A 21,904-nucleotide genomic window follows, 5' to 3' on the forward strand; every position below is an offset into this window, starting at 1 on the left:
GCAGAGATCGGGCATTGGAATCCGTCCCGCTGACGCCGCCCATATTCTTTTAGTGAAAAGCGCTCGTAGCGCAGTTTCGGAGCTAGATTCCATGCCTTCCATCGATCATCTGAAGTTCTCCACCGAATGGCTCGCACCGTTCGAGGTCCGCATCACCGTCGCCGGGTCCGTCGACGCGACGAACGCCGCTGACCTGGAGGAATACGTTCTGCGTCGGGGTGCGAACTCCCGCCGCCTCACCCTCGACCTGACCGGTGTCGACTTCCTGTCCACCGCGGGTTTCTCGGTGCTGTGCACCATCGGCGAGCGCTGCGTGCGCGCCGACGTCGAATGGACGCTGGTCGCCAACCCGACGGTGCGCCGCGTCCTCGGCATCTGCGATCCGCACCTCACATTGCCGCAGGCTGCCTGATTCCGGGCGGCCCATGGGCCACACTGGACAGGTGACGGAACCGGGAGCCACACGCGTCGCGGTCTACCTCGACTTCGACAACATCGTGATTTCGCGGTACGACCAGGTCCACGGGCGCAGTTCGTACCAGAAGGACAAGACCAAGGACCCCGACGACTTCGCGGACAAACTGCAGCGCGCCACCGTCGACATCGGCGCGGTGATCGACTTCGCGTCCTCGTTCGGCACGCTGGTGCTCACCCGCGCCTATGCGGACTGGTCCTCGGACGTCAACGCGAACTACCGCGGACAGCTCGTCGCCCGCGCCGTCGACCTGGTGCAACTGTTCCCGGCCGCCGCATACGGCAAGAACGGCGCCGACATCCGGCTGGCCGTCGACGCGGTCGAGGACATGTTCCGGCTGCCCGACCTGACCCACGTGGTGATCGTCGGCGGCGATTCGGACTACATCGCGCTGGCGCAGCGCTGCAAACGGCTCGGCCGCTACGTGGTCGGCATCGGGGTGGCCGGTGCGTCGAGCCGGTCGCTGGCTGCCGCCTGCGACGAGTTCGTCACCTACGACGCGCTGCCCGGGGTCCCGGTCCCGCCGCCCGCGGAGCCGGCCGACAGCGACAAGGCCGAGCCCGCCAAGCGCACCCGCCGCCGCAAGCCGGACAAGTCCGAAGAGCCCGACCACGAACCCGACGCCGAACCGGAGCCCGATCCCGGGGATTCCGCGACGGCGCTGCTGATGCGGGCGTTGCGGATCGGCCTGGAGAAGGACGACGCCGACTGGCTGCACAACTCCGCGGTCAAGGCGCAGATGAAGCGGATGGATCCGTCGTTCAACGAGAAATCGCTCGGCTACCGGTCGTTCAGCGATTTCCTGCGCTCGCACGCCGATCTGGTCGAACTCGACGAGAGCTCGACCACCCGCTTGGTGCGCCTGCGGCTCCCCTCCGACTCATGAGCGTCGGCGCCCTCGCCGTCACCGGGTCGCTGCGCGCCTTCACCGACGCGGAGATGTTCGAACCCGCCGACGTGCACGTCGCGCGCCGGCTCACCGACATGGCGAAGGAACCCGACGAATCCGTCGCGCTCGCCGTGGCATTCGCGGTGCGCGCCCTGCGCAACGGGTCGGTCTGTGTGGACCTGAGGGCCGTCGCGGACCAGGTCGGATTGCCCGACCTGCCCTGGCCTGACCCCGAGGCGTGGCTGACCGCGGTGCGGGCCAGTCCGCTGACCGGGACGCCGCCGGTGCTGAGGCTCTACTCCGGCTCCTCGGGTGACCTGCTCTACCTCGACCGTTACTGGCGCGAAGAACAACAGGTGTGCGACGACGTGCTCGCGCTGCTGGAATCGTCGCCGCCGGGTGCGGTGCCCGGACTCGACCGCCTGTTCCCCACCGCCGACTTCCCCGAGCAACGCGTCGCCGCGGAAATCGCGCTGTCGCAATCACTTACGGTGCTGACCGGCGGCCCCGGCACCGGTAAGACGACGACGGTGGCGCGGCTGTTGGCGCTGCTCGCCGAACAGGCCTCGCTGCAGAACCGGCCACCGCTGCGCATCGCGCTGGCCGCCCCGACCGGTAAGGCCGCGGCCCGCCTGCTCGAGGCCGTACACCTGCAGATCGCCGAACTCGACGCCGTCGACCGTGACCGTCTGCCCGAGCTGACCGCCTCGACGCTGCACCGGCTGCTGCAGCGGCGACGGGACAACGCGTCGCGCTTCCGCCACCACCGGGAGAACCGGCTGCCGCACGACGTGATCGTCGTCGACGAGACGTCGATGGTGTCGCTGACGCTGATGGCCCGGCTGCTCGAAGCCGTGCGGCCCGACAGCCGGTTGCTGCTGGTGGGCGACGCCGACCAGTTGGCGTCCGTGGAGGCCGGGGCCGTGCTGGCCGACCTCGTCGACGGGCTGGGCGCACGCGACGACGTGCGGATCGCCCGGCTGGTCACCGCGCACCGCTTCGGCGCGCCGATCGGGGCGCTGGCGAAGGCGATCCGCGACGGCGAGACCGACACCGTGATCGGGCTGCTGCGCGACGGCGGTCCCGACATCGAATGGTTCGACACCGGCAACCCGGCCGACCGGTTGCGCAAAGTGCTTGTGCCGCATGCGCTCCGGCTGCGGGAGGCGGCCATCCTCGGGGATGGGCCGGCGGCGTTGGCCACGCTCGACGAACACCGTCTGCTGTGCGCGCACCGGCGTGGACCGTACGGCGTGCGGCACTGGAACCGGCAGGTCGAACGCTGGCTCACCGACGCGACCGGCGAGCCGATCTGGTCGGACTGGTACGCCGGGCGGCCGCTGCTGGTCACCGCCAACGATTACGGGCTGCGGCTGTACAACGGCGACACCGGTGTGACGGTCGTGCGCGGCGACGGGCTCGCGGCGGTGGTGGGCTCGGGCGCCGGGCCGGTCGAGTTCTCGACCAGCCGGCTCGCCGATGTCGAGACCGTGCACGCGATGACCATCCACAAGAGCCAGGGCAGCCAGGCTCGGGAGGTGACCGTGCTGCTCCCCGACGAGGAGTCGCGGCTGCTGACCCGCGAGCTGTTCTACACCGCGGTCACCCGCGCGAAGGCGAAGGTGCGGGTGGTCGGCTCGGAGGCGGCGGTGCGGGCGGCGATCGAGCGGCGTGTGGTGCGGGCGTCGGGGCTGGCGCAGCGGCTCGGCGGGTCGGGGCGCACAGCGAGCACGTAACCGTGCGCAAACTCGATATCGCCCGCGCTATCAGATAGCGCCGGCGATATCGCTTTTCGGCAGCACCACACACCTCCTCCGCGCCGCGTGTGCGCTCCCCCACATCGCCACTCGACGATTTGGAGCCCAACCCTCCAGTAGGGGTAGAGTTCCGGCGTTCGCGCAGCGTTGCGCCCTCCACCACGTCGGAAGGAGTGGGCGGCTTTGCGCACCACACCGCAGGAACAACAGTCGGTGCTGGCCGCACTGCGCTCACCCAGACGCCTTCGCACCGAGGTCCTCGCCGGGCTCGTCGTCGCGCTCGCCCTGATCCCCGAGGCGATCTCGTTCTCGATCATCGCCGGGGTCGATCCGCGGGTCGGGCTGTTCGCCTCGTTCACCATGGCCGTCACCGTCGCGATCCTCGGCGGCCGGCCCGCGATGATCTCCGCCGCCACCGGGGCGGTCGCGCTCGTCGTCGCCCCGCTGGTGCGCAGCCACGGGCTGGACTACCTGATCGCCGCCGTCATCCTGGCCGGGATCCTGCAACTCGTACTCGGCGGGCTCGGCGTCGCCCGGCTGATGCGCTTCGTCCCGCGCAGCGTGATGGTGGGCTTCGTCAACGCGCTGGCCATCCTCATCTTCGTCGCCCAGCTGCCGCATCTGCTCGACGTGCCCTGGCTGGTCTATCCGCTGGTGGCCGTCGGCATCGCGATGATCGTGCTGCTGCCGAAGGTCACGACCGCGATCCCCGCCCCGCTGGTGGCGATCGTGCTGCTCACCGGCGCCTGCCTGACCTTCGGCTGGTCGGTCCCGACCGTCGGCGACGAAGGCGAACTGCCGAACACCCTCCCGTCCTTCCTGCTGCCCGACGTCCCGTACACGCTGGACACCCTTGGCGTCATCGCCCCCTACGCGCTGACCATGGCGATCGTCGGGCTGATGGAATCGCTGATGACCGCCAAACTCGTCGACGACATCACCGACACCCACTCCGACAAGACCCGCGAATCGCTCGGCCAGGGTGCGGCCAACATCGTCACCGGATTCTTCGGCGGTATGGGCGGCTGCGCGATGATCGGCCAGACCATGATCAACGTGAAGGCCTGTGGGGCGCGCACGCGGATCTCGACGTTCCTCGCCGGCGCCCTGCTGCTCGCGCTGGTGGTCGGGCTCGGCGACATCGTCGGGCAGATCCCGATGGCCGCGCTGGTCGCCGTCATGGTGATGGTGTCGGTCGGCACGTTCGACTGGCACAGCGTGGCGCCGAAGACGTTGCGCCGCATGCCCAGGAGTGAGACGACGGTGATGCTGGCGACCGTCGCCGTCACCGTCGCCACCGACAACCTGGCCTACGGGGTGGCCGTCGGCACCCTGACCGCGATGGTGCTGTTCGCGCGCCGGGTCGCGCACCTCACCGACGTCGTCAAGGTCGACCAGCCCGACCCGGACACCCAGGTCTACGCCGTCAGCGGCCAGTTGTTCTTCGCGTCGAGCAACGACATGGTCTACCAGTTCGACTACACGGGTGACCCGGACAACGTCGTCATCGACATGTCCGGCGCGCAGATCTGGGACGCCTCGACCGTCGCAACCCTCGACGCGATCACCACCAAGTACGCGGCCAAGGGCAAGACGGCCACGATCGTCGGCCTCGACGACACCAGCGCCGAACGCCACCGGCGCCTCACCGGCCGGCTCGCGGGTTCGCACTAGGTGTCCGAGCGCCTGCAGATCGGCGAGGTCGCCGCCCGCACCGAGTTGTCGATCAAGACGATCCGCCACTACGACGACGTCGGCCTGGTCACCCCGTCGGCGCGTTCGGCGGGCGGGTTCCGCCTCTACACCGACGACGACGTCGAACGGCTGCTCACCATCCGGCGGATGAAACCGCTGGGCTTCACACTCGAGGAGATGCGGGACCTGTTGACCGCCCTGGACACCCTCGCCGGTCCGGCCGCCGACGCGCAGCGGGCACAGGCGACCGCCTACCTCGCCGAGTGTCACACCCGCGCGCAGCAGGCGTGCGCCGACCTCGCGCGTCAGCTCGCCTACGCCCACGAGCTCACCGAGCGACTCGCCCGTTACTGCTGACCATCGCAGACCCCGCACCGTAGGGTGGCCCTGTGGTGGCCCAGATCAGTCGTCGTCGGACCATGCGCGCCGACCCGCAGCAGGTGTGGGAGATGCTCGCCGATTTCGGCGCGATCGGTCAATGGTTGGACGGCGTCGACCACTCCTGCATCCTGACCACGAACGCCGACGGACCGGTCGGCACCGCCCGCCGCGTCCAGATGGGGCGTATGACGCTGGTCGAGACAATCACCGAATTCGACGCCCCGACCACGCTGGCCTACGACATCGTCGGGCTGCCCCGCTGGCTGCGCCACTTCAACAACCGGTGGACGCTGCGAGCCGACGGCTCCGCGACGGCCGTCACCCTGACCACCACCGTGGACCTCGGACCCGGCCGGACGAGGGAACTGGCCGCCCGGCTGGTGTGTCTCCTGCTGTCGAAGATGTCGTCCGACACCATGCTCGCCGCCCTGGCAACGAGATCGGAGCGCGCACATGTCTAACCCCGACATCGTCATCCTGATGACCGACGAGGAACGCGCGGTCCCGCCGTACGAGTCACCCGAGGTGCTGGCGTGGCGCGACCGCACCCTGCCCTGCCGCAAGTGGTTCGACGACCACGGCGTCAGCTTCGGCAGGCACTACACCGGATCGCTGGCGTGCGTGCCGAGCCGGCCGACGATCTTCACCGGCCAGTACCCGGATCTGCACGGCGTCACCCAGACCGACGGCATCGGCAAGACCTACGGCGACTCGCGCATGCGGTGGCTGCGCCCGGGTGAGGTGCCGACGCTGGGCAACTGGTTCCGCGCCGCCGGCTACGACACGCATTACGACGGTAAGTGGCACATCTCCCACGCCGACGTCACCGACCCGGCCACCGGGCTGCCGCTGGACACCAACGACGACGACGGTGTGGTCGACGCGGATGCGGTGCGGCGCTACCTCGACGCCGACCCGTTGGCGCCGTACGGCTTCTCCGGCTGGGTCGGCCCCGAACCGCACGGAGCGGCCTTGTCCAACAGCGGGTTTCGCCGCGACCCGCTGATCGCCGCCCGGGTGGTGGCGTGGCTGGAGGACCGCTACGCGCGCCGCCGCGCCGGTGACCCGGAGGCGCTGCGGCCGTTCCTGCTGGTGGCCAGCTTCGTCAACCCGCACGACATCGTGCTGTTCCCGCAGTGGGTGCGGCGCAGCCCGGTCAAGCCCTCACCGCTCGACCCGCCGCACGTCCCGGCCGCACCGACCGCCGACGAGGACCTGTCGACGAAACCGGCCGCACAGATCGCGTTCCGCGAGGCCTACTACTCCGGATACGGCCCCGCGGCGGTGATGGAGCGGACCTACCGGCGCAACGCCCAGCAGTACCGGGATCTGTACTACCGCCTGCACGCCCAGGTCGACGGTCCGCTCGAGCGGGTGCGCCGCGCGGTCGTCGAGGGTTCGCAGGATGCGGTGCTGGTCCGCACGGCCGACCACGGCGACCTGCTCGGCGCGCACGGCGGTCTGCACCAGAAGTGGTTCAACCTCTACGACGAGGCCACCCGCGTCCCGTTCGTCATCGCCCGCACCGGCGCCAACGCGACCGCAGCCCGCACGGTCACCGCCCCCACCTCACACGTCGACCTCGTTCCGACCCTGCTGAGCGCCGCGGGTGTCGACGTCGCCGCCGCCGCGGCCACGCTCGCCGAGTCCTTCACCGAGGTGCACCCCCTGCCGGGGCGTGACCTCATGCCGGTGGTCGACGGGGCGGCCCCCGACGAGGATCGCGCGGTGTACCTGATGACCCGCGACAACATGCTCGAAGGTGACAGCGGCGCATCGGGTCTGGCGCGCAAGCTCAAGCGCACCGTCAATCCGCCGGGGCCGCTGCGGATCCGGGTGCCCGCACACGTCGCGTCCAACTTCGAGGGACTCGTGACGCAGGTCGACGGCCACCTCTGGAAGCTGGTGCGCAGCTTCGACGATCCGGCCACCTGGACCGAACCGGGCGTGCGGCACCTGGCCGCCAACGGTGTCGGCGGGGAGGCCTACCGTTCCAGCCCGCTCGACGACCAGTGGGAGCTCTACGACCTCACCGCCGACCCGACCGAGGCCGTCAACAGGTGGCCCGACCCCTCACTCGACGAGCTGCGCGCACACCTGCGCCGACAACTCAAACACGTCAGGACCGAATCGATTCCGGAGCGCAACCAACCGTGGCCGTACGCCGTCCGCCGCCCACCGACCGGAGGGGCCCGGGTGGGCCTCGTCCGACGGGCGCTCGGACGCCTGGGGGTCGGCGCCGCGGTTTGAACATGCGAGTCGACGGGCGGGAGATCGCCGTATCGGGCAGCCTGCTGCTGCCGCTGACTCGTCGCACCAACGACATCCTGCGCCTGGTGTTGGCGACGGCGCTGTTGGCCATCGTGGTCACCAGCTCGTTCATCACCCGCTACGAGTGGAGCGCGCTCGAAGAGTCGATCTCCGAGATCGTCGGGGTGCTCACGCCGACGCAGTCGAACCTGGTGTACCTGGCCTACGGCATCTCGATCCTGGCGTTGCCGTTCGTGATCCTGGTCGGGCTGATCATCGTGCGGCAGTGGCGATTACTGGGCGCGTTCGCCGCGGCCGGGGTGATCGCGATACTCGCACTGTCGATCACCGGCAACGGGATCAGCGCGCCCAGTTGGCATTTCGACCTGTCCGACCGGCTGGACACGCTGCTGTCGCAGATCCTCGACGATCCGCGGTGGATCGCGATGCTGGCCGCGGTGCTGACGGTGTCGGGGCCGTGGGTGCCCGCGAGTTGGCGCCGCTGGTGGTGGGCACTGCTGCTGGCGTTCGTGCCGATCCACCTGGTGGTCAGCGCCGTCGTCCCGGCCCGCTCGCTGCTCGGGCTGTCGGTGGGCTTCTTCGTCGGCGCGCTCGTCGTGCTGGTGGTGGGCACCCCCGCTCTGGAGGTGCCGCTGGCCGACGCCGTGCGCGCGTTGGCGCGGCGCGGATTCGAGGTGACCGCGCTGACGGTGGTGCGGCCCGCAGGCCGTGGCCCGCTGGTGATGACCGCCGACACGGCGGACGGTGGCCACGCGACGGTGCACATGTACGGGCCGAACCAGCGCAGCGGCGGGGCGCTGCGGCAGCTGTGGCGCAAACTGCGGTTGCGGTCCTCGGAGACCGCGCCGCTGCAGACCTCGTTGCGCCGGGCCGTCGAACACCGTGCGTTGATGGCGATCGCGATCAGCGAGGCGGGGCTGGCCAACACGTCGTCGGTCGCGGCGGCGACGCTGGCCCGCAACTGGGCGCTCTACGCACACGACGCGGTGCGAGGCGTGCCGCTCGACGACGACACCCCGCCGAAGCTGGTGTTCGAGGCGTTGCATGATCTGCACGCCCGCACGATGGCCCACGGAGATCTGCGGGCGGCGGAGATCACCGTCGACGACGGCACGGTGCTGTTCGGCGGCTTCGCCTACGCCGAATACGGTGCGACGGACGCACAGCTGCAGACCGATGTCGCACAGCTGCTGTTGACCACCGTGACCATCCACGGCGCGGAACCGGCGGTCACCGCGGCGATCGAGGTGCTCGGCGCCGACGCCGTGCTCGTCGCGTCGCGCCGCCTCACCAAACACGCCGTCAGCGAGCGGTTCTGGAAGGCGCTACCGGATGCGCGGGCCGTCGCCGCGGCCACCCGCGAGGAGGTGATGCGCCAGACCGGCACCGAGAGCATCAGCACCGAGAACATCACGCGGTTCACCCGCAACCAGATCATCCAGCTGGTGCTGATCGGCGCGCTGGTCTACGTCGCCTACCCGTTCCTCACCGCCGTGCCGACGTTCTCCAACGAGCTGCGCAACGTCAACATGTGGTGGGCGCTGCTCGGGCTGGCGGTGTCGGCGCTGAAGTACCTGGGCGCCGCCGCGGCGCTGTGGGCGTGCGCCGACGGTCTGGTGACCTTCCGGCATCTGGCGCTGATGCAGATCGCCAACACCTTCGCCGCGACCACCACCCCGGCCGGGGTGGGCGGGCTGGCGCTGAGCACGCGGTTCCTGCAGAAGGGCGGCCTCGGCGCGGTGCGGGCCACCACCGCGGTGGCGTTGCAGCAGTCGGTACAGGTGGTCACCCACATCACGCTGCTGATCGTGTTCAGCTTCGTCGCGGGGGCGTCGGCGGACCTGTCGAAGTTCGTGCCGTCGAGCACGCTGCTGTACCTGATCGGCGGGGTGCTGCTCGGCCTGGTCGGGGTGTTCCTCGCGGTGCCTCGGCTGCGGCGCTGGGTGCTGACCACCGTGCGGCCGAGGCTCGTCGAGGTGCTCAACGACTTCCGCGACCTGGCCGCCGAGCCGCAGCGGTTGGCGCTGATCGTATTGGGTTGCGCGGCAACCACGTTGGGTGCAGCGCTGGCGCTGTGGGCCAGCATCGAGGCGTTCGGCGGGGACACGTCGTTCGTGACGGTGACCGTGGTGACGATGGTGGGCGGCACGCTGGCGTCGGCGGCGCCCACCCCTGGCGGCGTCGGCGCGGTGGAGGCCGCCCTGATCGGCGGGCTCGCGGCGTTCGGCGTGGCCGCCGCGGTGGCCGTCCCGGCGGTGTTGCTCTACCGCGTGCTGACGTGCTGGCTGCCGGTGTTCTTCGGCTGGCAGGTCATGCGGTGGCTGACCCGCCGCGAGATGATCTAGCGCCCGCCCTTTCCCCGCCTTTTCCCCGCGAGCAGACGCAAATGTCCCCCAACTGGTGGCTTCTTCGGGACATTTGTGTCTGCTCGCGGTGGGAACGCCCCCAAAGAATCGCGCAGATTTGAACCCGTGACCGCCCGGCTCCGAGCGGCAACTATTTCGCGGTGACTCGTGTGATCCGCTTCAACGCCTTCGACATGAACTGCGTCGCCCACCAGTCCCCCGGGCTGTGGAAGCACCCTGAGGACCAGTCCTGGCGGTACAAGGATCTGCAGTACTGGACCGAACTGGCCAAGCTGCTGGAACGCGGACGCTTCGACGGCCTGTTCATCGCCGACGTGCTCGGCACCTACGACGTGTTCGGCGCGAGCGACGAGGCCGCGATCCGCCAGGCCGCCCAGGTCCCGGTCAACGATCCGCTGCTGCTGGTGTCGGCGATGGCCTACGTCACCAACGACCTCGGTTTCGGCGTCACCACCGGCACCGGCTTCGAGCATCCCTATCCGTTCGCCCGGCGGCTGTCGACGCTGGACCACCTGACAGGAGGCCGCATCGGCTGGAACGTCGTCACCGGCTACCTGCCCGCCGCCGCGCGCAACATGGGCCAGACCGACCAACCCGCCCACGATGCCCGCTACGACCACGCCGACGAATACCTCGAGGTCCTCTACAAGCTGTGGGAGGGCTCGTGGGAGGACGATGCGGTCATCCGCGACCGCGAGCGCGGCATCTTCACCGACCCCACCAAGGTGCACCACATCGGCCACGACGGAGCGCATTTCAAGGTGCCGGGCATCCACCTGTCCGAACCGTCGCCACAGCGAACACCGGTGATCTACCAGGCCGGCTCCAGCCCACGCGGGGTGCGCTTCGCCGCGGAGAACGCCGAGGCCATCTTCACCGCGGCCCCCACCAAGGCGCTGCTGCGCGAGACGGTGACGACCATCCGCCGCGAGCTCGAGATCGCCGGCCGCGACCCGTACGCGGTGAAAATCTTCAACCTCTCGACCGTGATCACCGCCGACACCGACGACGAGGCGCATGCCAAACACGCCGAGTACCTGTCCTACGGCGATGCCGAGGGTGCGCTGACGTTCATGTCCGGTTGGATGGGCGTCGACCTGGCGCGCTTCGGGCTCGACGAACCGGTCGGCAACGTCGACTCCAACGCGATCCTGTCGGCGGTCGCGGCGTTCCAGTCCGCCGACCCCGACGGCCGCGAGTGGGCGGTCCGGGACATCGCCGAGTGGGGCAAGATCGGCGGGATGGGCCCGCGCATCGTGGGTTCCGGTGTGGCCGTGGCCGATACGCTGCAGGAGTGGGTCGAGGAGACCGACGTCGACGGATTCAACCTCGCATACGCCGTCACGCCGGGTTCGTTCGCCGACTTCGTCGACCACGTCGTGCCGGTGCTGACCGCGCGCGGGGCCTACCAGTCGTCGTATGCCCCGGGCACGCTGCGCAACAAACTGCTCGGCCGCGGCGACCGGCTGCCCGAGGAGCATCGCGGCGCCCGCTACCGTGTGGGGGGACCGGCCTCCACGATCATCGACCGGCCCTCGACGGTGCCGTCGTCAGCGGCGTCGGTGGCCTCGCAGCCGACGCGCGGCCGTTAGGAGTTATTCGTGACTATCCAATTGCATTGGTTCCTGCCCACTTACGGCGACAGCCGGTTGATCGTCGGCGGGGGCCACGGCATGCCCGCCGGCGCCGCGCACGGCGACCGCGACGCCTCGATCGACTACCTGGGCTCGATCGTGCGGGCCGCCGAATCCTTCGGGTTCACCGGCGCGCTGATCCCGACGGGCGCGTGGTGCGAGGACGCGTTCATCACCGCCGCGCTGCTGGCCCGCGAGACGACGTCGCTCGCTTTCCTCGTCGCGTTCCGACCCGGACTGGTCAGCCCGACGCTGTCGGCGCAGATGGCCGCGACGTTCGCCCGGCACGCCCCGGGCCGCATCCTGCTCAACGTCGTCGTCGGCGGTGAGGCGCACGAACAGCGCGCGTTCGGCGACCACCTCGACAAGGACGGCCGCTACCAGCGCTGCGACGAATTCCTCGAGGTGGTCCGCCGGCTGTGGGCCGGGGAGACGGTGTCGCTGGACGGTGAACACATCCAGATCGAGGATGCCGCGATCCCCACCCTGCCGAATCCGGTGCCGCCGTTGTACTTCGGGGGCAGCTCCGCGGCTGCGGGCCCGGTCGCTGCCAAACACGCCGACGTCTACCTGACGTGGGGTGAACCGCCGGCCGCGGTCCGCGAGAAGATCGAGTGGATCCGCGGGCTCGCCGAGAAGGAGGGCCGGCAGGTGCGCTTCGGCATCCGCCTGCACACGATCTCGCGCGACACCGCCGACGAGGCGTGGCAGCAGGCCGACCGGCTGGTCGCCGCACTCGACGAGGACACCGTCCGCAAGGCGCAGGAGGGGTTGCACCGCAGCCAGTCCGAAGGGCAGAAGCGGATGCTCGCGCTGCACGAGGAGAACCGGCGCAACGGCAGCTGGCACGACGCCCGCACCCTGGAGGTCGCCCCGAACCTGTGGGCGGGTGTGGGATTGGTGCGCGGCGGGGCGGGCACGGCGCTGGTCGGCAGCCACGTCGAGGTGGCCGACCGCATCGCCGAATACGCCGAGATCGGCATCGACGAGTTCATCTTCTCCGGCTACCCGCACCTCGAGGAGCTGTTCTGGTTCGGTGAGGGTGTCGTGCCGATCCTGCGCGAGCGCGGACTGTTCAAGGGTCAGGCGACGTCGGGGTCCCCGGCGCACATCCCGTTCATCGGTGCGACGCGGTGACGGTGATCGCCTCCGCCGACGACGCTCTCGACGTCGCGGCGAAACTGTCCGCGGAGTTCGACGCCGAGGCCTCGGCCCGCGACGCTGAGCGACAGTTGCCGCACGAGCAGGTCAAGGCGCTCAAAGAGTCCGGGCTGCTGGCGATCTCGGTGCCCGCCGAACACGGCGGCATCGACGCACCGGCCACCGTGCTGGCCGAGGTGTTCCGGCTGATCGCCCACGCCGATCCGTCGCTGTCGCAGATTCCGCACTCGCACTTCGTATTCCTCGAGGCGCTGCGGCTGCAGGGCACCGCCGATCAGCAGGCGTACTTCTACCGGCAGGTGCTCGACGGTGCGCTGCTGGCCAACGCGCAGTCCGAGCGCGGACCGCATCCGATCGACGTCGACACCACGACGCTGACGCGCAGATCGTCGGGTGACCACGTGCTGACCGGACGCAAGTTCTACTCGACCGGTGCGCTGTTCGCGGACTGGCTGGTGGTGCGGGCGTCGCTGGATGACGGGTCGGTGCCGACGGCGTCGACACCCAAGGCGGTCGCGTTCGTGCCGCGTGACGCCGACGGGGTGGACGTCGTCGACGACTGGGAGGGGATGGGTCAGCGGACGACGGCGTCGGGCACGGTGACGCTCGCCGACGTCGCGGTGCCGGCCGAGCATGTCGTGCCGTTCTCGCCGATCTTCGCCGAGCCGACGACCTACGGCGCCCGGGCGCAGTTGCTGCACAGCGCGATCGACGTCGGTATCGCGACGGGGGCGCTGGCCGCCGGGGTGCGCCAGGCCGAACGCGCCCGCCCGCACTTCGAGGCGAACGTGGCCACGGCCGTCGACGATCCGACACTCATCCAGGCCGCCGCCGAGTTGACCGTCACCGTCCGCGGCGCACAGGCCCTGCTGGTCGAGGCCGCCCGCGCGGTGGACGCCGCGAACGAACACCTCACCGAGGAGTCGGCGGCCGCGGCGTCGGTGGCCGTCGCCGTCGCGAAGGTCGCGGCGGTGCGGGCCTCGTTGGAAGCCGCGACCGGGCTGTTCGAATTGGGCGGTACGCGAAGCGCTTCGGTGTCGGGCAACCTGTCGCGATTCTGGCGCGACGCTCGGACACACACGCTGCACGATCCGGTGCGGTGGAAGCTGCAGCACATCGGCCGCTACACGCTGTCGGGCACCCGCCCGCCCCGCCACGGCCAGATCTGAGGTTCCCCCGACTTACGTAACGCCACGGCGGAGTGTCCCCGCGAGAACCGCCATGGCGTTACGCAAGTCGGACGCGCTAGGTGTACAGGGTGATCGGCTGCACGTCACCGGTCAGATAGTGGGCACCGACTTCGAGCTTCTTGTAGTCGACGGGGTCGTGCAGCGAGTGGGTGCGGATGTTGCGCCAGAACAGGTCGAGCCCCACTTCGCTTCGCGCCGAACTGGACCCGGTGACCTCGTAGACCCGGTGGGCCACCTCCAGCGCCGTCTCGGTGGCCACCACCTTGAGCTGGGCGATCCCGATCTCCACCTCGGTTCGATCCGCGGCGGTGACGTCCGCACCCCGCGCGATGGCTGCGTCGAAGCGGGTGTTCCACCGGTCGGCCAGCGCCTCGACGGCAGCGGTCCGGGACAGCAGCTCACCGAACACTCGCTGCACGAACGGGTCCCGCGAATAGTGCTCGACACTGCTGAGCAGCCACGCGCCACGGCGGTCGAGCGTCAACTGCCGCGCCCGGGCCAACGCCCCCTCGGCGATCCCGAGGTAGAGGTTGCCGAAGCCGAGCTGAACCCCGGGCGTGACGAGCGTCGAGTACGGTTCGTCGGCCACCTCGCCGAGCACGTCGCCGGGCGCGACCGCGACATCGTGGAAGTCGACGCTGCCGCTGGCCGACAGGCGCTGGCCCAGAGCGTCCCAGTCACCGGCGAATTCCACACCGTCGCGGTCGTGTTCGACCACCAGCGCCAGCACCCGTCCGTCATGAGCGGCCATCACCAGCGTGACGTCGCCGGTCGATGCCCCGGTGGCGAACCGCTTACGCCCGTCGAGCCGATACCCGTCGCCGTCGGGGCTGAGGACCAGATCGGGGTCGACGGGGTTCACGGCGTCGCCCCACAGCCAACTGCCCTGCGCGGATGCGGTGAACCAGTGCTCCCAGCGGGCGGGCTCGCCGAAGAACACGATGCTCGCCTGATTGCAGTAGTGGTAGCTCAGGATCTGCGCGATCGACGCGTCGTGGCGCGCCAGGATCCGCACGGCGCGCAGACCGGTCGACCACTGGCCACCGTGCCCACCGAACTCCCGCGGGATCAGCAGGTTGGCCAGGCCCGAGTCCTTGAGCAATTTCAGCTCGGCGTCGGGTTGCTGGTTGGCGCGGTCGCGTTGCAGCGCGTCGCGGGCGAGCAGTTGGCCGACCTCGTCGGCGACGGCGTCCCAGCGGTCGGTCTCGGCGGCGGTCAGCGGCGCGGTCCAGGGTGTACGTGGCACCGGGCCACGCTATGGAAGATCACGCCGACGGTCACGACTTCTGCTCGGCCGGAACAGAACTCGAGAAGCTACAGCTGGCGCAGCCGGCGGATCCGGTCGGCCATCGCCCGTCGCGACACCGAGGTGTCGAATCCGAACGCATCGAATCCGTGTGGGCATCCGGGATGGACGTGGAGTTCGGCCGCCACCCCCGCCGCGGCGAGGCGACGGGCGTAGTCGACGTCCTCGTCGCGGAAGATGTCCAGATCTCCGACGTCCAGATAGGCGGGTGGCAGACCGGTGAGGTCGGGCCGCGCCGCGGCGACCTCGGGATCGATGGTCAGTGCCACACCCACACCCTAGGACGCCATCGGACCCGAGCTGATCCGTTCTCCCGAAGCTTGGTCGAACTTGTGCACCCGTTCGGGCCGGACGGCGACCTCGACCGCATCCCCGACCGCGGGGACGGCGGGCCACGCCGCGACAGTCGCGGCCTCGATGACCGCCGTCAACCGGTGCGCCCCCGCCCGCACGATCAGCACGTACCGCGGGCCTAGCAGTTCGACCAGCTCGACGCGGCCCGTACCGGAGGGCGACGGCGTCACCAGCAGGTCCTCGGGCCGCACCCCGAGCGTCACGTCGCCGGAGCCGGTCACCACCATCGGCACTCCGTCGCCGGGCACGAGGTTCATCGACGGCGATCCGATGAACCCCGCGACGAAGGTGTTGGCCGGCCTCCGGTACAACTCCTCGGGGGTGCCCTTCTGCGCGATGCGCCCGGCGTTCAGGACGACGAGTTGGTCGGCGATCGTCATCGCCTCCTCCTGGTCGTGGGTGACGTAGAGTGCGGTGATCCCGGTCTCCTGCTGCAGCCGCCGGATTTCCGAACGCAATTCGACGCGCAGCTTGGCGTCGAGGTTGCTCAGCGGTTCGTCGAACAGGAACACCGCAGGCGTGCGGACCAGCGCTCGGGCGATCGCCACCCGCTGCTGCTGACCGCCGGAGAGCTGGCGTGGTTTGCGGTCGAGCAGCGCGGTGATGCCGACCCGCTCGGCGGCCTCGCCGACGCGCCGCGTCACCTCATCCCGGGCGACGCCGTTGTTGCGCAACGGAAACGCGATGTTGCCCGCCACGGACAGGTGCGGGTAGAGCGCGTAGTTCTGGAACACCATCGCGACGTCGCGGTCGCGCGGGGTGGCGCGGGTGACGTCGCGATCCCCGATGCGCACCACTCCCCCGTCGGCCGCCTCGAGCCCGGCGACGATCCGCAGCGTCGTGGACTTCCCGCATCCCGACGGTCCGACCAGGACGGTCAACGACCCGTCCGGCAGGGTCAGTGTGACGTCGTCGACGACGGTGCTGTGTCCGTATGTCTTTGTCAGACCGGCCAGTTCGATGGTGCTCACTTGGTCGCTCCCGTGGTGAGGCCGCCGACGAGGTAGCGCTGCGCCACGAGCGCCAGCACGTAGACGGGGAGGACACCGAGCAGTCCGGCGGCGGCCTGCTGGCCGAACTGCACGTTGCGATCGCCCTGGAACAGCGACAGGCCGACCGTCAGCGTCTGGCTCTCCTTGGTGACGGCGAGGTAGACGGCGAACAGGAAGTCGTTGTAGCTCAGGAAGAACACCACCAGCAGCGCCGCGACGATGCCCGGCAACAGCAGTGGCAGCACCACCCTGCGGAACGCCGCGGCGACGGTCAGGCCGTCGATGACGGCGGCCTCGTCGATCTCGATCGGGATGCGGCGGACGAACCCGTCGAGCAGCCACACCGCGACGGGGACGCCGGCGATGCCGTTGACGAGGATCAGCCCGCCGACGCTGTTGGTCAGCCCGGCGTGGCGCAGCAGGAAGAACAGCGGGATGATCGCGACGATCGGCGGGGCGCAGTAGCTGGCGAGCAGCACGGTCAGCAGCCGGTCACCGCGGGTGTGACGGGCGGTGAAATACGCTGCGGGCGCGGCGATCACCACAGCCAGCAGCGCCGCGCCGACCGCCGAGACCCACGAGTTGGCCAGCATGGTGCCGAGCGCGATGGTGTCGAAGACCCTGACGAAGTTGTCGACCGTCACCGACGTCGGCAACAGCGACGAGTTCAGCACATCCTCGGCCGGGCGTACCGCCAGCGACAGCAGGTAGGCCAGCGGCACCAACGTCACGATCACGGCGGCGACGAGCACCAGACGCGCCTTCATCCGTCCGCCTTCACCGCACGCGCCCGCAGTCCGGTCACCACGGTCGCGACAGCGCCGACCACGAACGCGAACACCAACGTCTGCGCGGCGGCGGTGCCCATGTCGAAGCTGCCCCGCAGGCCGGTCTGGTAGATGACATACGGCGACAACGCGGTCGAAAAGCCGGGTCCGCCAGAGGTGATGACGACGATCAGGTCGAACACCTTGTAGCCGATGACGAGCTCGAGGACGGTGACCGCCCAGATCGTCGGGGCGATGGCCGGCCAGGTGACAGTGGTGAACGTGCGCCACTGGTTGGCGCCGTCGATACGCGCCGACTCGAGCAGTTCGGGCCGGACGACGCCGAGCGCGGCGAACGCGATCAACACGGCGAACGGCGTCCACTGCCAGATGTGGATCGCCAGCAGGACGGCGAACGCACCCACCCCGGAGCCCAGCGGGTTCGCCCCACCCAACCCGACCGCGTCGAGGATCCCGGCCAGGCCGCCACCGACGGGGGCCAGCAGCAGCTTCCACGCCACCCCGACCAGCACGGGCGCGGTCACCAGCGGCAGCAGGAACAGGGCGCCGAGGATCCCGAACCGGGTGCCGCGACTGCGCAGCAGCACCGCGATCGCCAACCCGAGGACCGTGGTCACCACGGCCGCCACCACCGCGAACACCGTCGACTTGACCAGCGAGGGTGTGAAGGCGGGGGCCGCAAAGGCATTGGCGAAGTTCTCCCCGCCGGTGAACGCGCGCAGCGGGCGGGCGAGCGACGAGTCGGTGAGCGCCAGCGCCGCCAGATACACCGTCGGGTAGACCAGGAACAGCACCAGCCCGGCGATGGCGGGCAACGCCAGCCACAGCGGGACGCGTCGGGTCATTGCGTGGCGCTGTCCCAGCTGGCCTGGGCGTTCTCCAGCGACTGCTCGACGGTCTGGGTACCGGCGATCGCCAGGGCGAGCTGATCGACGAGGTCCTGCAACAACTTCGGGGCGCCGGCCTGCTTCGGCCACACCAGCGGATCGCCGTCGAGGCCTTCGCGGATCGGGTCGACGGCCGCGGTGACGACCTTCGCGTAACCGTCGGAGTTGAGCACCTCACCGCGCACCGGGTCGATACCCGCGCCGGCGGTCGAGGACACCTTCAGGTTCTGCGGGGCAGCGGTCGCCCACGCGATGAATGCGGCGGCGGCATCGACATTCTTCGACGCCGTCGAGATGCCCAGCCCGAAACCGGCGTCCAGCGCGGTGCGCGGGGTGGTGTTGGCGCCACCGACGGGCAGCGACACCGCACCCCAGCGGCCGGCGATCTTCGACGCCGTCGGATCCTCGGCACGCAACGCCATATCGGTCCAGGTGTCCAGCAGCGCACCCTGTCCGGTGAGGAACGCGGTGTTGGCCTGGTCGAAGCCGACCTGCAGCGGGGTCGGCAGGGCGTTCGGGGCGACGGCGACCAGATGCTTCAACGCCGCCACCGAGGCATCGGAGGTCAGCTGCGGTTTGCCGTTGGCGTCCACCAGGTTTCCGCCGTAGCCGGTGAGCCGGTTGATGTAGGAGCAGCCGAGGATCATCGGCACCTGCTGACCGGAGACGATGGCGCCGTAGGCCGCCCCCCGCGCGTCCCGGGTGATCTTCGCGGCCACCTCGTCGTACTCGTCCCAAGTCGTCGGCGGCGCCACCTTGTACCGGTCGAGCAGTTCGGCGTTGTAGAACAGGATGTGGATGTCGCCGTCATAGGGCAGTCCGTAGCGGCGGCCGTCGAGCAGGGTGTACGGGTCGTAGATCGACTTCAGGTAGCCGGGGACGTCCAGGTCGGACTGTTTGGCGTCGATCCAGTCGGTGAGGTCGGTGAGCGCACCGGCGTCGACGAGGTCGCCGAGGCCGAAGTAGAAGTAGTCGAAGACGTCGAATTCGCCGGTGCCGCTCTGCACGTCGAGGATCTGCTTGCTGGTCAGCTGATCGTAAGGCGCAGCGGTGACGTCGAGGGCGCCGCCGGTGGCCTGCTGCCAGGCCGGGGCGAGCACGTCGCGGAACGACGTCACGTGCGGTTGGTTGACGAGCAGTTTGAGGGTGACGCCCTCGAACCGGCCGGCCACCGGGGTCTCGGCCGACAGTGCGCCGCCGCCGCCGGAGGTACCGCAGGCGGCCAGGGCGGGTCCGAGAAGCGCTGCGCCACCGGCGAGGCCGAGCAGTTGCAGGGCGCGTCGACGCGTGAAGGCAGGAGGAGTCACGACGGGCGACGGTACAAACGCCGTCGGCGGGCGGCGAGGGTAAAACTCAGCGCGATCTTGAAGGCGTCACGCGCGGACGGTGTGGCCGCTCAGGATCGAGACGCGGTTGAAGGCGTTGATCGTGGTCGCGACCCAGATGACGGCGGACAGTTCGTCGTCGCTGAGCACGTCACGGGCACGGGCGTATTCGCGTTCGGCGGTGTCGTGGTCGGGCAGCGTGGTGGCGATCTCGGCCAGGCGCAGGGCGGCCTGTTCGCGCTCGTCGAACAGTTCGGTGTCACGCCAGACCGACACCGTCGCGAGTTGTTTGGCGCTCACGCCGGCGTCGTCGGCGCGGCGGTGGTGGACGTCGAGGCACGAGGCGCAGCCGTTGAGCTGGGACACCCGCACGTTGACGAGTTCGACCAGGCTGCGCGGCAGCCCGGTCTCCTCGGCCAGCGCGGTGACAGCGGTCGAGACGCCGATCAGCGCCTTGTACGCCGAAGGTGACTGCTTGTCGATGTGGAGGTGCCGGGTACCCATCGCCCGATGCTACGCAGCATCGCGCGGTGTTCGGCCGAAGCCGGTCAGCAGACGGTGCCCAGGATGATCGCGCTGGAGAACAGCCCGATCAGGAAGGCCACGGTGTTCTCCCCCTGCATGAGAGCACCGACCACGCCGACGATGCCGAAGATGAAGATCGCCGTCAGCACGATGGACTGGAGGGTGTGGCGATCGGCCGGCTTGGCGCGACGCGTCCCCGCGCGCTGAACCGGAACCAGCGAACCGTCGTTGAACGCATCCATGGGTCACCCTTTCGTTGTGGTGGCGGACACAATTTAAACTGATCGTGATCGCAATCACAACCGCATGCGGAAACGCGCGTTGTCATCCGAGCGCGGAGCGGGAACGAATGACTTGTATGCGCACCGCAGCCGCCGCCCGTTCGAACGCTCCGTCGGTGTCCGCGTGGCGGTGGGTGGCCGCGGTCTTGGCGGTCAGCCAGTTGGTCGCCTCGCCGGTGTCACGCGCCCTGAACGGCGAATTCCTGAAGTCGGGCGCGACGAACCAGGCCTTGATCACGCCGGCGGGCTACGCGTTCAGCCTGTGGGGGTTGATCACCGTGTTGAGCGCCGTGACCGCGGTGTGCATCGCGCGGGTGGGGCTGGGCTCGCCGTGGGAGACCGACGCGCTGATCGATGCGAGCGTCGTGTTCGTCGGGTTCAGCGTGTGGTTGGCCGTGGCGGCGCAGAACTGGTTGTGGGCGGGTGTGGTGGTGTTCCTCGTGATGACCGCGGCGCTGTCGCACATCGTGTGGCTGCTGGTGCGCCGCCGCCGGGAGCTGACGTGTCCGCGGTGGTTGGCGGTGCTGGCGACGGTGTCGTTCGGGCTCTATCTGGGGTGGAGCAGCATCGCGGTGTTCGCGAACGTGGCGGCGGCGCTGATCGCCGCGGGGTGGTCGTCGTCGGCGGTGGTGTGGCAGTTCGTGGTGCTGGCCGCCGCGTCGGTCGCCGCACTCGTGGCGACCGTGTTGTTGCGGGGGACGCCCGGGTTCGTGGCGGGTGTGCTGTGGGCGTTGGTCGCGATCGCGATCGGGGCGTCGCAGCGGCAGAGCACCCTGCTGTCGGTCACCGCGGTGGTCGCGGCGGTGGCCGTCGGTGTGGTCGCCGTCGTGCAACAGGTGCGCTCCAGGGCTCGATAATCAGCCATTGAGCTGGGCCGATGCGGTGTGGGAGCATCTGCCCATGAACCCGCAGGACGACCCCGAGGCCCGGATTCGCGACCTCGAACGCCCGTTGGCCGACCGGGCGCAGACGTCCGAGTTGGGCACTCAGCCGTACACGGCCGCGGGGGCGTATCCACCGCCGGTGTACGACGCGCCGTATCCGACTGCGCCGCAACCTTATTCGAAGGGTACGTCGCAGACCGGCGTGGTCGTGCTGATCGTCGTCGTGCTGGGGTTGCTGGTTTTCGGTGTGGGCGTGGCGATCTACTTCGCCAAGGCCGGACCGCGCGACGGTGCGGTCACCGCGGGCCGGCCGACGATCGCGGGCGGCGGCGGGGCGCTCGACGAGACACCGGAAGCGCCGGCCACCGGTGATCTGCCGATCGTGATCCTGCCGGGCGGCCCGTCGGGCGGCGGCGGGGCGGTCGCCCAGGCGCCGCCGGGTGGGCAGTTCAGCGTGTCGGGGGTGGAGGGCGACAAGCGAGTGGCCTGTGACGACAGCCTGATCAGCGTGAGCGGTGTGTCGAACACGGTGACGATCACGGGGCATTGCGTGAGCGTGACGGTGTCGGGGGTGGGCAACGAGGTGATCGTGGAGAGCGCCGACCGCATCAGCGCGTCGGGTTTCGACAACCGCGTGACGTTCCAGACCGGTGACCCGCAGATCGACAGCTTCGGCGACAACGTCGTCGAGCGCGGCTGAACCCCTCCCGTAACACCTGCGACGTAGATCACGATCACACCGT

At 69.8% G+C, this 21,904-nt stretch carries 21 protein-coding genes; 13 read left to right on the forward strand and 8 right to left on the reverse strand.

Annotated elements, in window-relative coordinates:
- Positions 1–91 precede the first annotated feature (91 nt).
- From G6N49_RS18745 to G6N49_RS18795, 11 genes are all read left to right on the forward strand, one after another.
- Entirely contained in the window at positions 92–412 is a 321-nt protein-coding gene (locus tag G6N49_RS18745; RefSeq protein ID WP_011558319.1) for an STAS domain-containing protein, read from the forward strand.
- Positions 413–425: 13 nt separating this feature from the next.
- Positions 426–1,361 (forward strand): NYN domain-containing protein, encoded by a 936-nt coding sequence (locus G6N49_RS18750; protein WP_064874820.1) that lies wholly within the window; start codon positions 426–428, stop codon positions 1,359–1,361.
- A complete protein-coding gene (gene recD, locus G6N49_RS18755; RefSeq protein WP_083044910.1) occupies positions 1,358–3,100 on the forward strand; it encodes an exodeoxyribonuclease V subunit alpha in 1,743 nt (580 codons plus the stop codon). The genes G6N49_RS18750 and recD overlap by 4 nt, the downstream gene beginning before the upstream one ends.
- Positions 3,101–3,304: 204 nt before the next feature.
- Positions 3,305–4,795 (forward strand): SulP family inorganic anion transporter, encoded by a 1,491-nt coding sequence (locus G6N49_RS18760; RefSeq protein ID WP_011558316.1) that lies wholly within the window; start codon positions 3,305–3,307, stop codon positions 4,793–4,795.
- The gene (locus G6N49_RS18765; RefSeq protein WP_011558315.1) at positions 4,796–5,173 is read left to right on the forward strand and encodes a MerR family transcriptional regulator; all 378 of its coding nucleotides are present in this window, start codon (positions 4,796–4,798) and stop codon (positions 5,171–5,173) included.
- A 35-nt stretch (positions 5,174–5,208) separates the two neighbouring features.
- The gene (locus G6N49_RS18770; RefSeq protein ID WP_407665047.1) at positions 5,209–5,658 is read left to right on the forward strand and encodes an SRPBCC family protein; all 450 of its coding nucleotides are present in this window, start codon (positions 5,209–5,211) and stop codon (positions 5,656–5,658) included.
- Positions 5,651–7,447 carry a sulfatase-like hydrolase/transferase gene (locus G6N49_RS18775; protein WP_083044909.1) on the forward strand — a complete coding sequence of 599 codons (1,797 nt, stop codon included), beginning with the start codon at positions 5,651–5,653 and terminating at the stop codon, positions 7,445–7,447. The genes G6N49_RS18770 and G6N49_RS18775 overlap by 8 nt, the downstream gene beginning before the upstream one ends.
- Before the next feature lie 2 nt (positions 7,448–7,449).
- Positions 7,450–9,813 (forward strand): lysylphosphatidylglycerol synthase transmembrane domain-containing protein, encoded by a 2,364-nt coding sequence (locus G6N49_RS18780; RefSeq protein WP_083044908.1) that lies wholly within the window; start codon positions 7,450–7,452, stop codon positions 9,811–9,813.
- A 161-nt stretch (positions 9,814–9,974) separates the two neighbouring features.
- Complete coding sequence (locus tag G6N49_RS18785; protein WP_083044907.1) at positions 9,975–11,426, forward strand: LLM class flavin-dependent oxidoreductase; 1,452 nt, start codon at positions 9,975–9,977, stop codon at positions 11,424–11,426.
- A 9-nt stretch (positions 11,427–11,435) separates the two neighbouring features.
- On the forward strand, positions 11,436–12,605 hold the full coding sequence (locus G6N49_RS18790) for an LLM class flavin-dependent oxidoreductase (protein ID WP_083044906.1): 1,170 nt from the start codon (positions 11,436–11,438) through the stop codon (positions 12,603–12,605).
- Positions 12,602–13,798, forward strand: coding sequence for an SfnB family sulfur acquisition oxidoreductase (locus G6N49_RS18795; RefSeq protein WP_083044905.1), 1,197 nt, complete (start codon positions 12,602–12,604; stop codon positions 13,796–13,798). Before G6N49_RS18790 ends, G6N49_RS18795 begins: the two co-directional genes overlap by 4 nt.
- A 76-nt stretch (positions 13,799–13,874) precedes the next feature.
- Here G6N49_RS18795 and G6N49_RS18800 read toward each other — a convergent pair whose 3' ends face one another.
- From G6N49_RS18800 to G6N49_RS18835, 8 genes are all read right to left on the reverse strand, one after another.
- Positions 13,875–15,065, reverse strand: a complete 1,191-nt coding sequence (locus G6N49_RS18800) for an acyl-CoA dehydrogenase family protein (RefSeq protein ID WP_083044904.1) — start codon at positions 15,063–15,065, stop codon at positions 13,875–13,877.
- Positions 15,066–15,133: 68 nt separating this feature from the next.
- On the reverse strand, positions 15,134–15,394 hold the full coding sequence (locus G6N49_RS18805) for an alpha/beta hydrolase (RefSeq protein WP_064917310.1): 261 nt from the start codon (positions 15,392–15,394) through the stop codon (positions 15,134–15,136).
- A 9-nt stretch (positions 15,395–15,403) separates the two neighbouring features.
- A complete protein-coding gene (locus G6N49_RS18810) occupies positions 15,404–16,450 on the reverse strand; it encodes an ABC transporter ATP-binding protein (RefSeq protein ID WP_083044903.1) in 1,047 nt (348 codons plus the stop codon).
- Positions 16,447–17,238: a carbohydrate ABC transporter permease gene (locus tag G6N49_RS18815; RefSeq protein ID WP_083044902.1), complete on the reverse strand. Its 792-nt coding sequence runs from the start codon at positions 17,236–17,238 to the stop codon at positions 16,447–16,449. The genes G6N49_RS18810 and G6N49_RS18815 overlap by 4 nt, the downstream gene beginning before the upstream one ends.
- Entirely contained in the window at positions 17,235–18,104 is an 870-nt protein-coding gene (locus G6N49_RS18820) for a carbohydrate ABC transporter permease (protein ID WP_011854700.1), read from the reverse strand. The genes G6N49_RS18815 and G6N49_RS18820 overlap by 4 nt, the downstream gene beginning before the upstream one ends.
- Entirely contained in the window at positions 18,101–19,453 is a 1,353-nt protein-coding gene (locus G6N49_RS18825) for an ABC transporter substrate-binding protein (RefSeq protein ID WP_083044901.1), read from the reverse strand. The genes G6N49_RS18820 and G6N49_RS18825 overlap by 4 nt, the downstream gene beginning before the upstream one ends.
- A gap of 66 nt (positions 19,454–19,519) precedes the next feature.
- Positions 19,520–19,975 carry a carboxymuconolactone decarboxylase family protein gene (locus tag G6N49_RS18830; protein ID WP_011558302.1) on the reverse strand — a complete coding sequence of 152 codons (456 nt, stop codon included), beginning with the start codon at positions 19,973–19,975 and terminating at the stop codon, positions 19,520–19,522.
- A 44-nt stretch (positions 19,976–20,019) separates the two neighbouring features.
- Entirely contained in the window at positions 20,020–20,238 is a 219-nt protein-coding gene (locus G6N49_RS18835; protein WP_083044900.1) for a hypothetical protein, read from the reverse strand.
- 116 nt (positions 20,239–20,354) lie between these two features.
- On the opposite strand from G6N49_RS18835, the gene G6N49_RS18840 reads away from it, so the two are divergent.
- Positions 20,355–21,134 (forward strand): TspO-related membrane protein, encoded by a 780-nt coding sequence (locus G6N49_RS18840; RefSeq protein WP_235679538.1) that lies wholly within the window; start codon positions 20,355–20,357, stop codon positions 21,132–21,134.
- 7 nt (positions 21,135–21,141) lie between these two features.
- Complete coding sequence (locus tag G6N49_RS18845; RefSeq protein WP_235679539.1) at positions 21,142–21,861, forward strand: DUF3060 domain-containing protein; 720 nt, start codon at positions 21,142–21,144, stop codon at positions 21,859–21,861.
- Positions 21,862–21,904 lie beyond the last annotated feature (43 nt).

It is taken from the genome of Mycolicibacterium monacense, from assembly GCF_010731575.1.
GTDB classification, from domain to species: domain Bacteria; phylum Actinomycetota; class Actinomycetes; order Mycobacteriales; family Mycobacteriaceae; genus Mycobacterium; species Mycobacterium monacense.

Coding starts and splice junctions, on each gene's coding strand:
- G6N49_RS18745 (WP_011558319.1), top strand. CDS start 92: ATGCCTTCCATCGATCATCTGAAGTTCTCCACCGAATGGCTCGCACCG.
- G6N49_RS18750 (WP_064874820.1), top strand. CDS start 426: ATGGGCCACACTGGACAGGTGACGGAACCGGGAGCCACACGCGTCGCG.
- recD (WP_083044910.1), top strand. CDS start 1,358: ATGAGCGTCGGCGCCCTCGCCGTCACCGGGTCGCTGCGCGCCTTCACC.
- G6N49_RS18775 (WP_083044909.1), top strand. CDS start 5,651: ATGTCTAACCCCGACATCGTCATCCTGATGACCGACGAGGAACGCGCG.
- G6N49_RS18780 (WP_083044908.1), top strand. CDS start 7,450: ATGCGAGTCGACGGGCGGGAGATCGCCGTATCGGGCAGCCTGCTGCTG.
- G6N49_RS18815 (WP_083044902.1), bottom strand. CDS start 17,238: ATGAAGGCGCGTCTGGTGCTCGTCGCCGCCGTGATCGTGACGTTGGTG.
- G6N49_RS18820 (WP_011854700.1), bottom strand. CDS start 18,104: ATGACCCGACGCGTCCCGCTGTGGCTGGCGTTGCCCGCCATCGCCGGG.
- G6N49_RS18830 (WP_011558302.1), bottom strand. CDS start 19,975: ATGGGTACCCGGCACCTCCACATCGACAAGCAGTCACCTTCGGCGTAC.
- G6N49_RS18835 (WP_083044900.1), bottom strand. CDS start 20,238: ATGGATGCGTTCAACGACGGTTCGCTGGTTCCGGTTCAGCGCGCGGGG.
- G6N49_RS18840 (WP_235679538.1), top strand. CDS start 20,355: ATGCGCACCGCAGCCGCCGCCCGTTCGAACGCTCCGTCGGTGTCCGCG.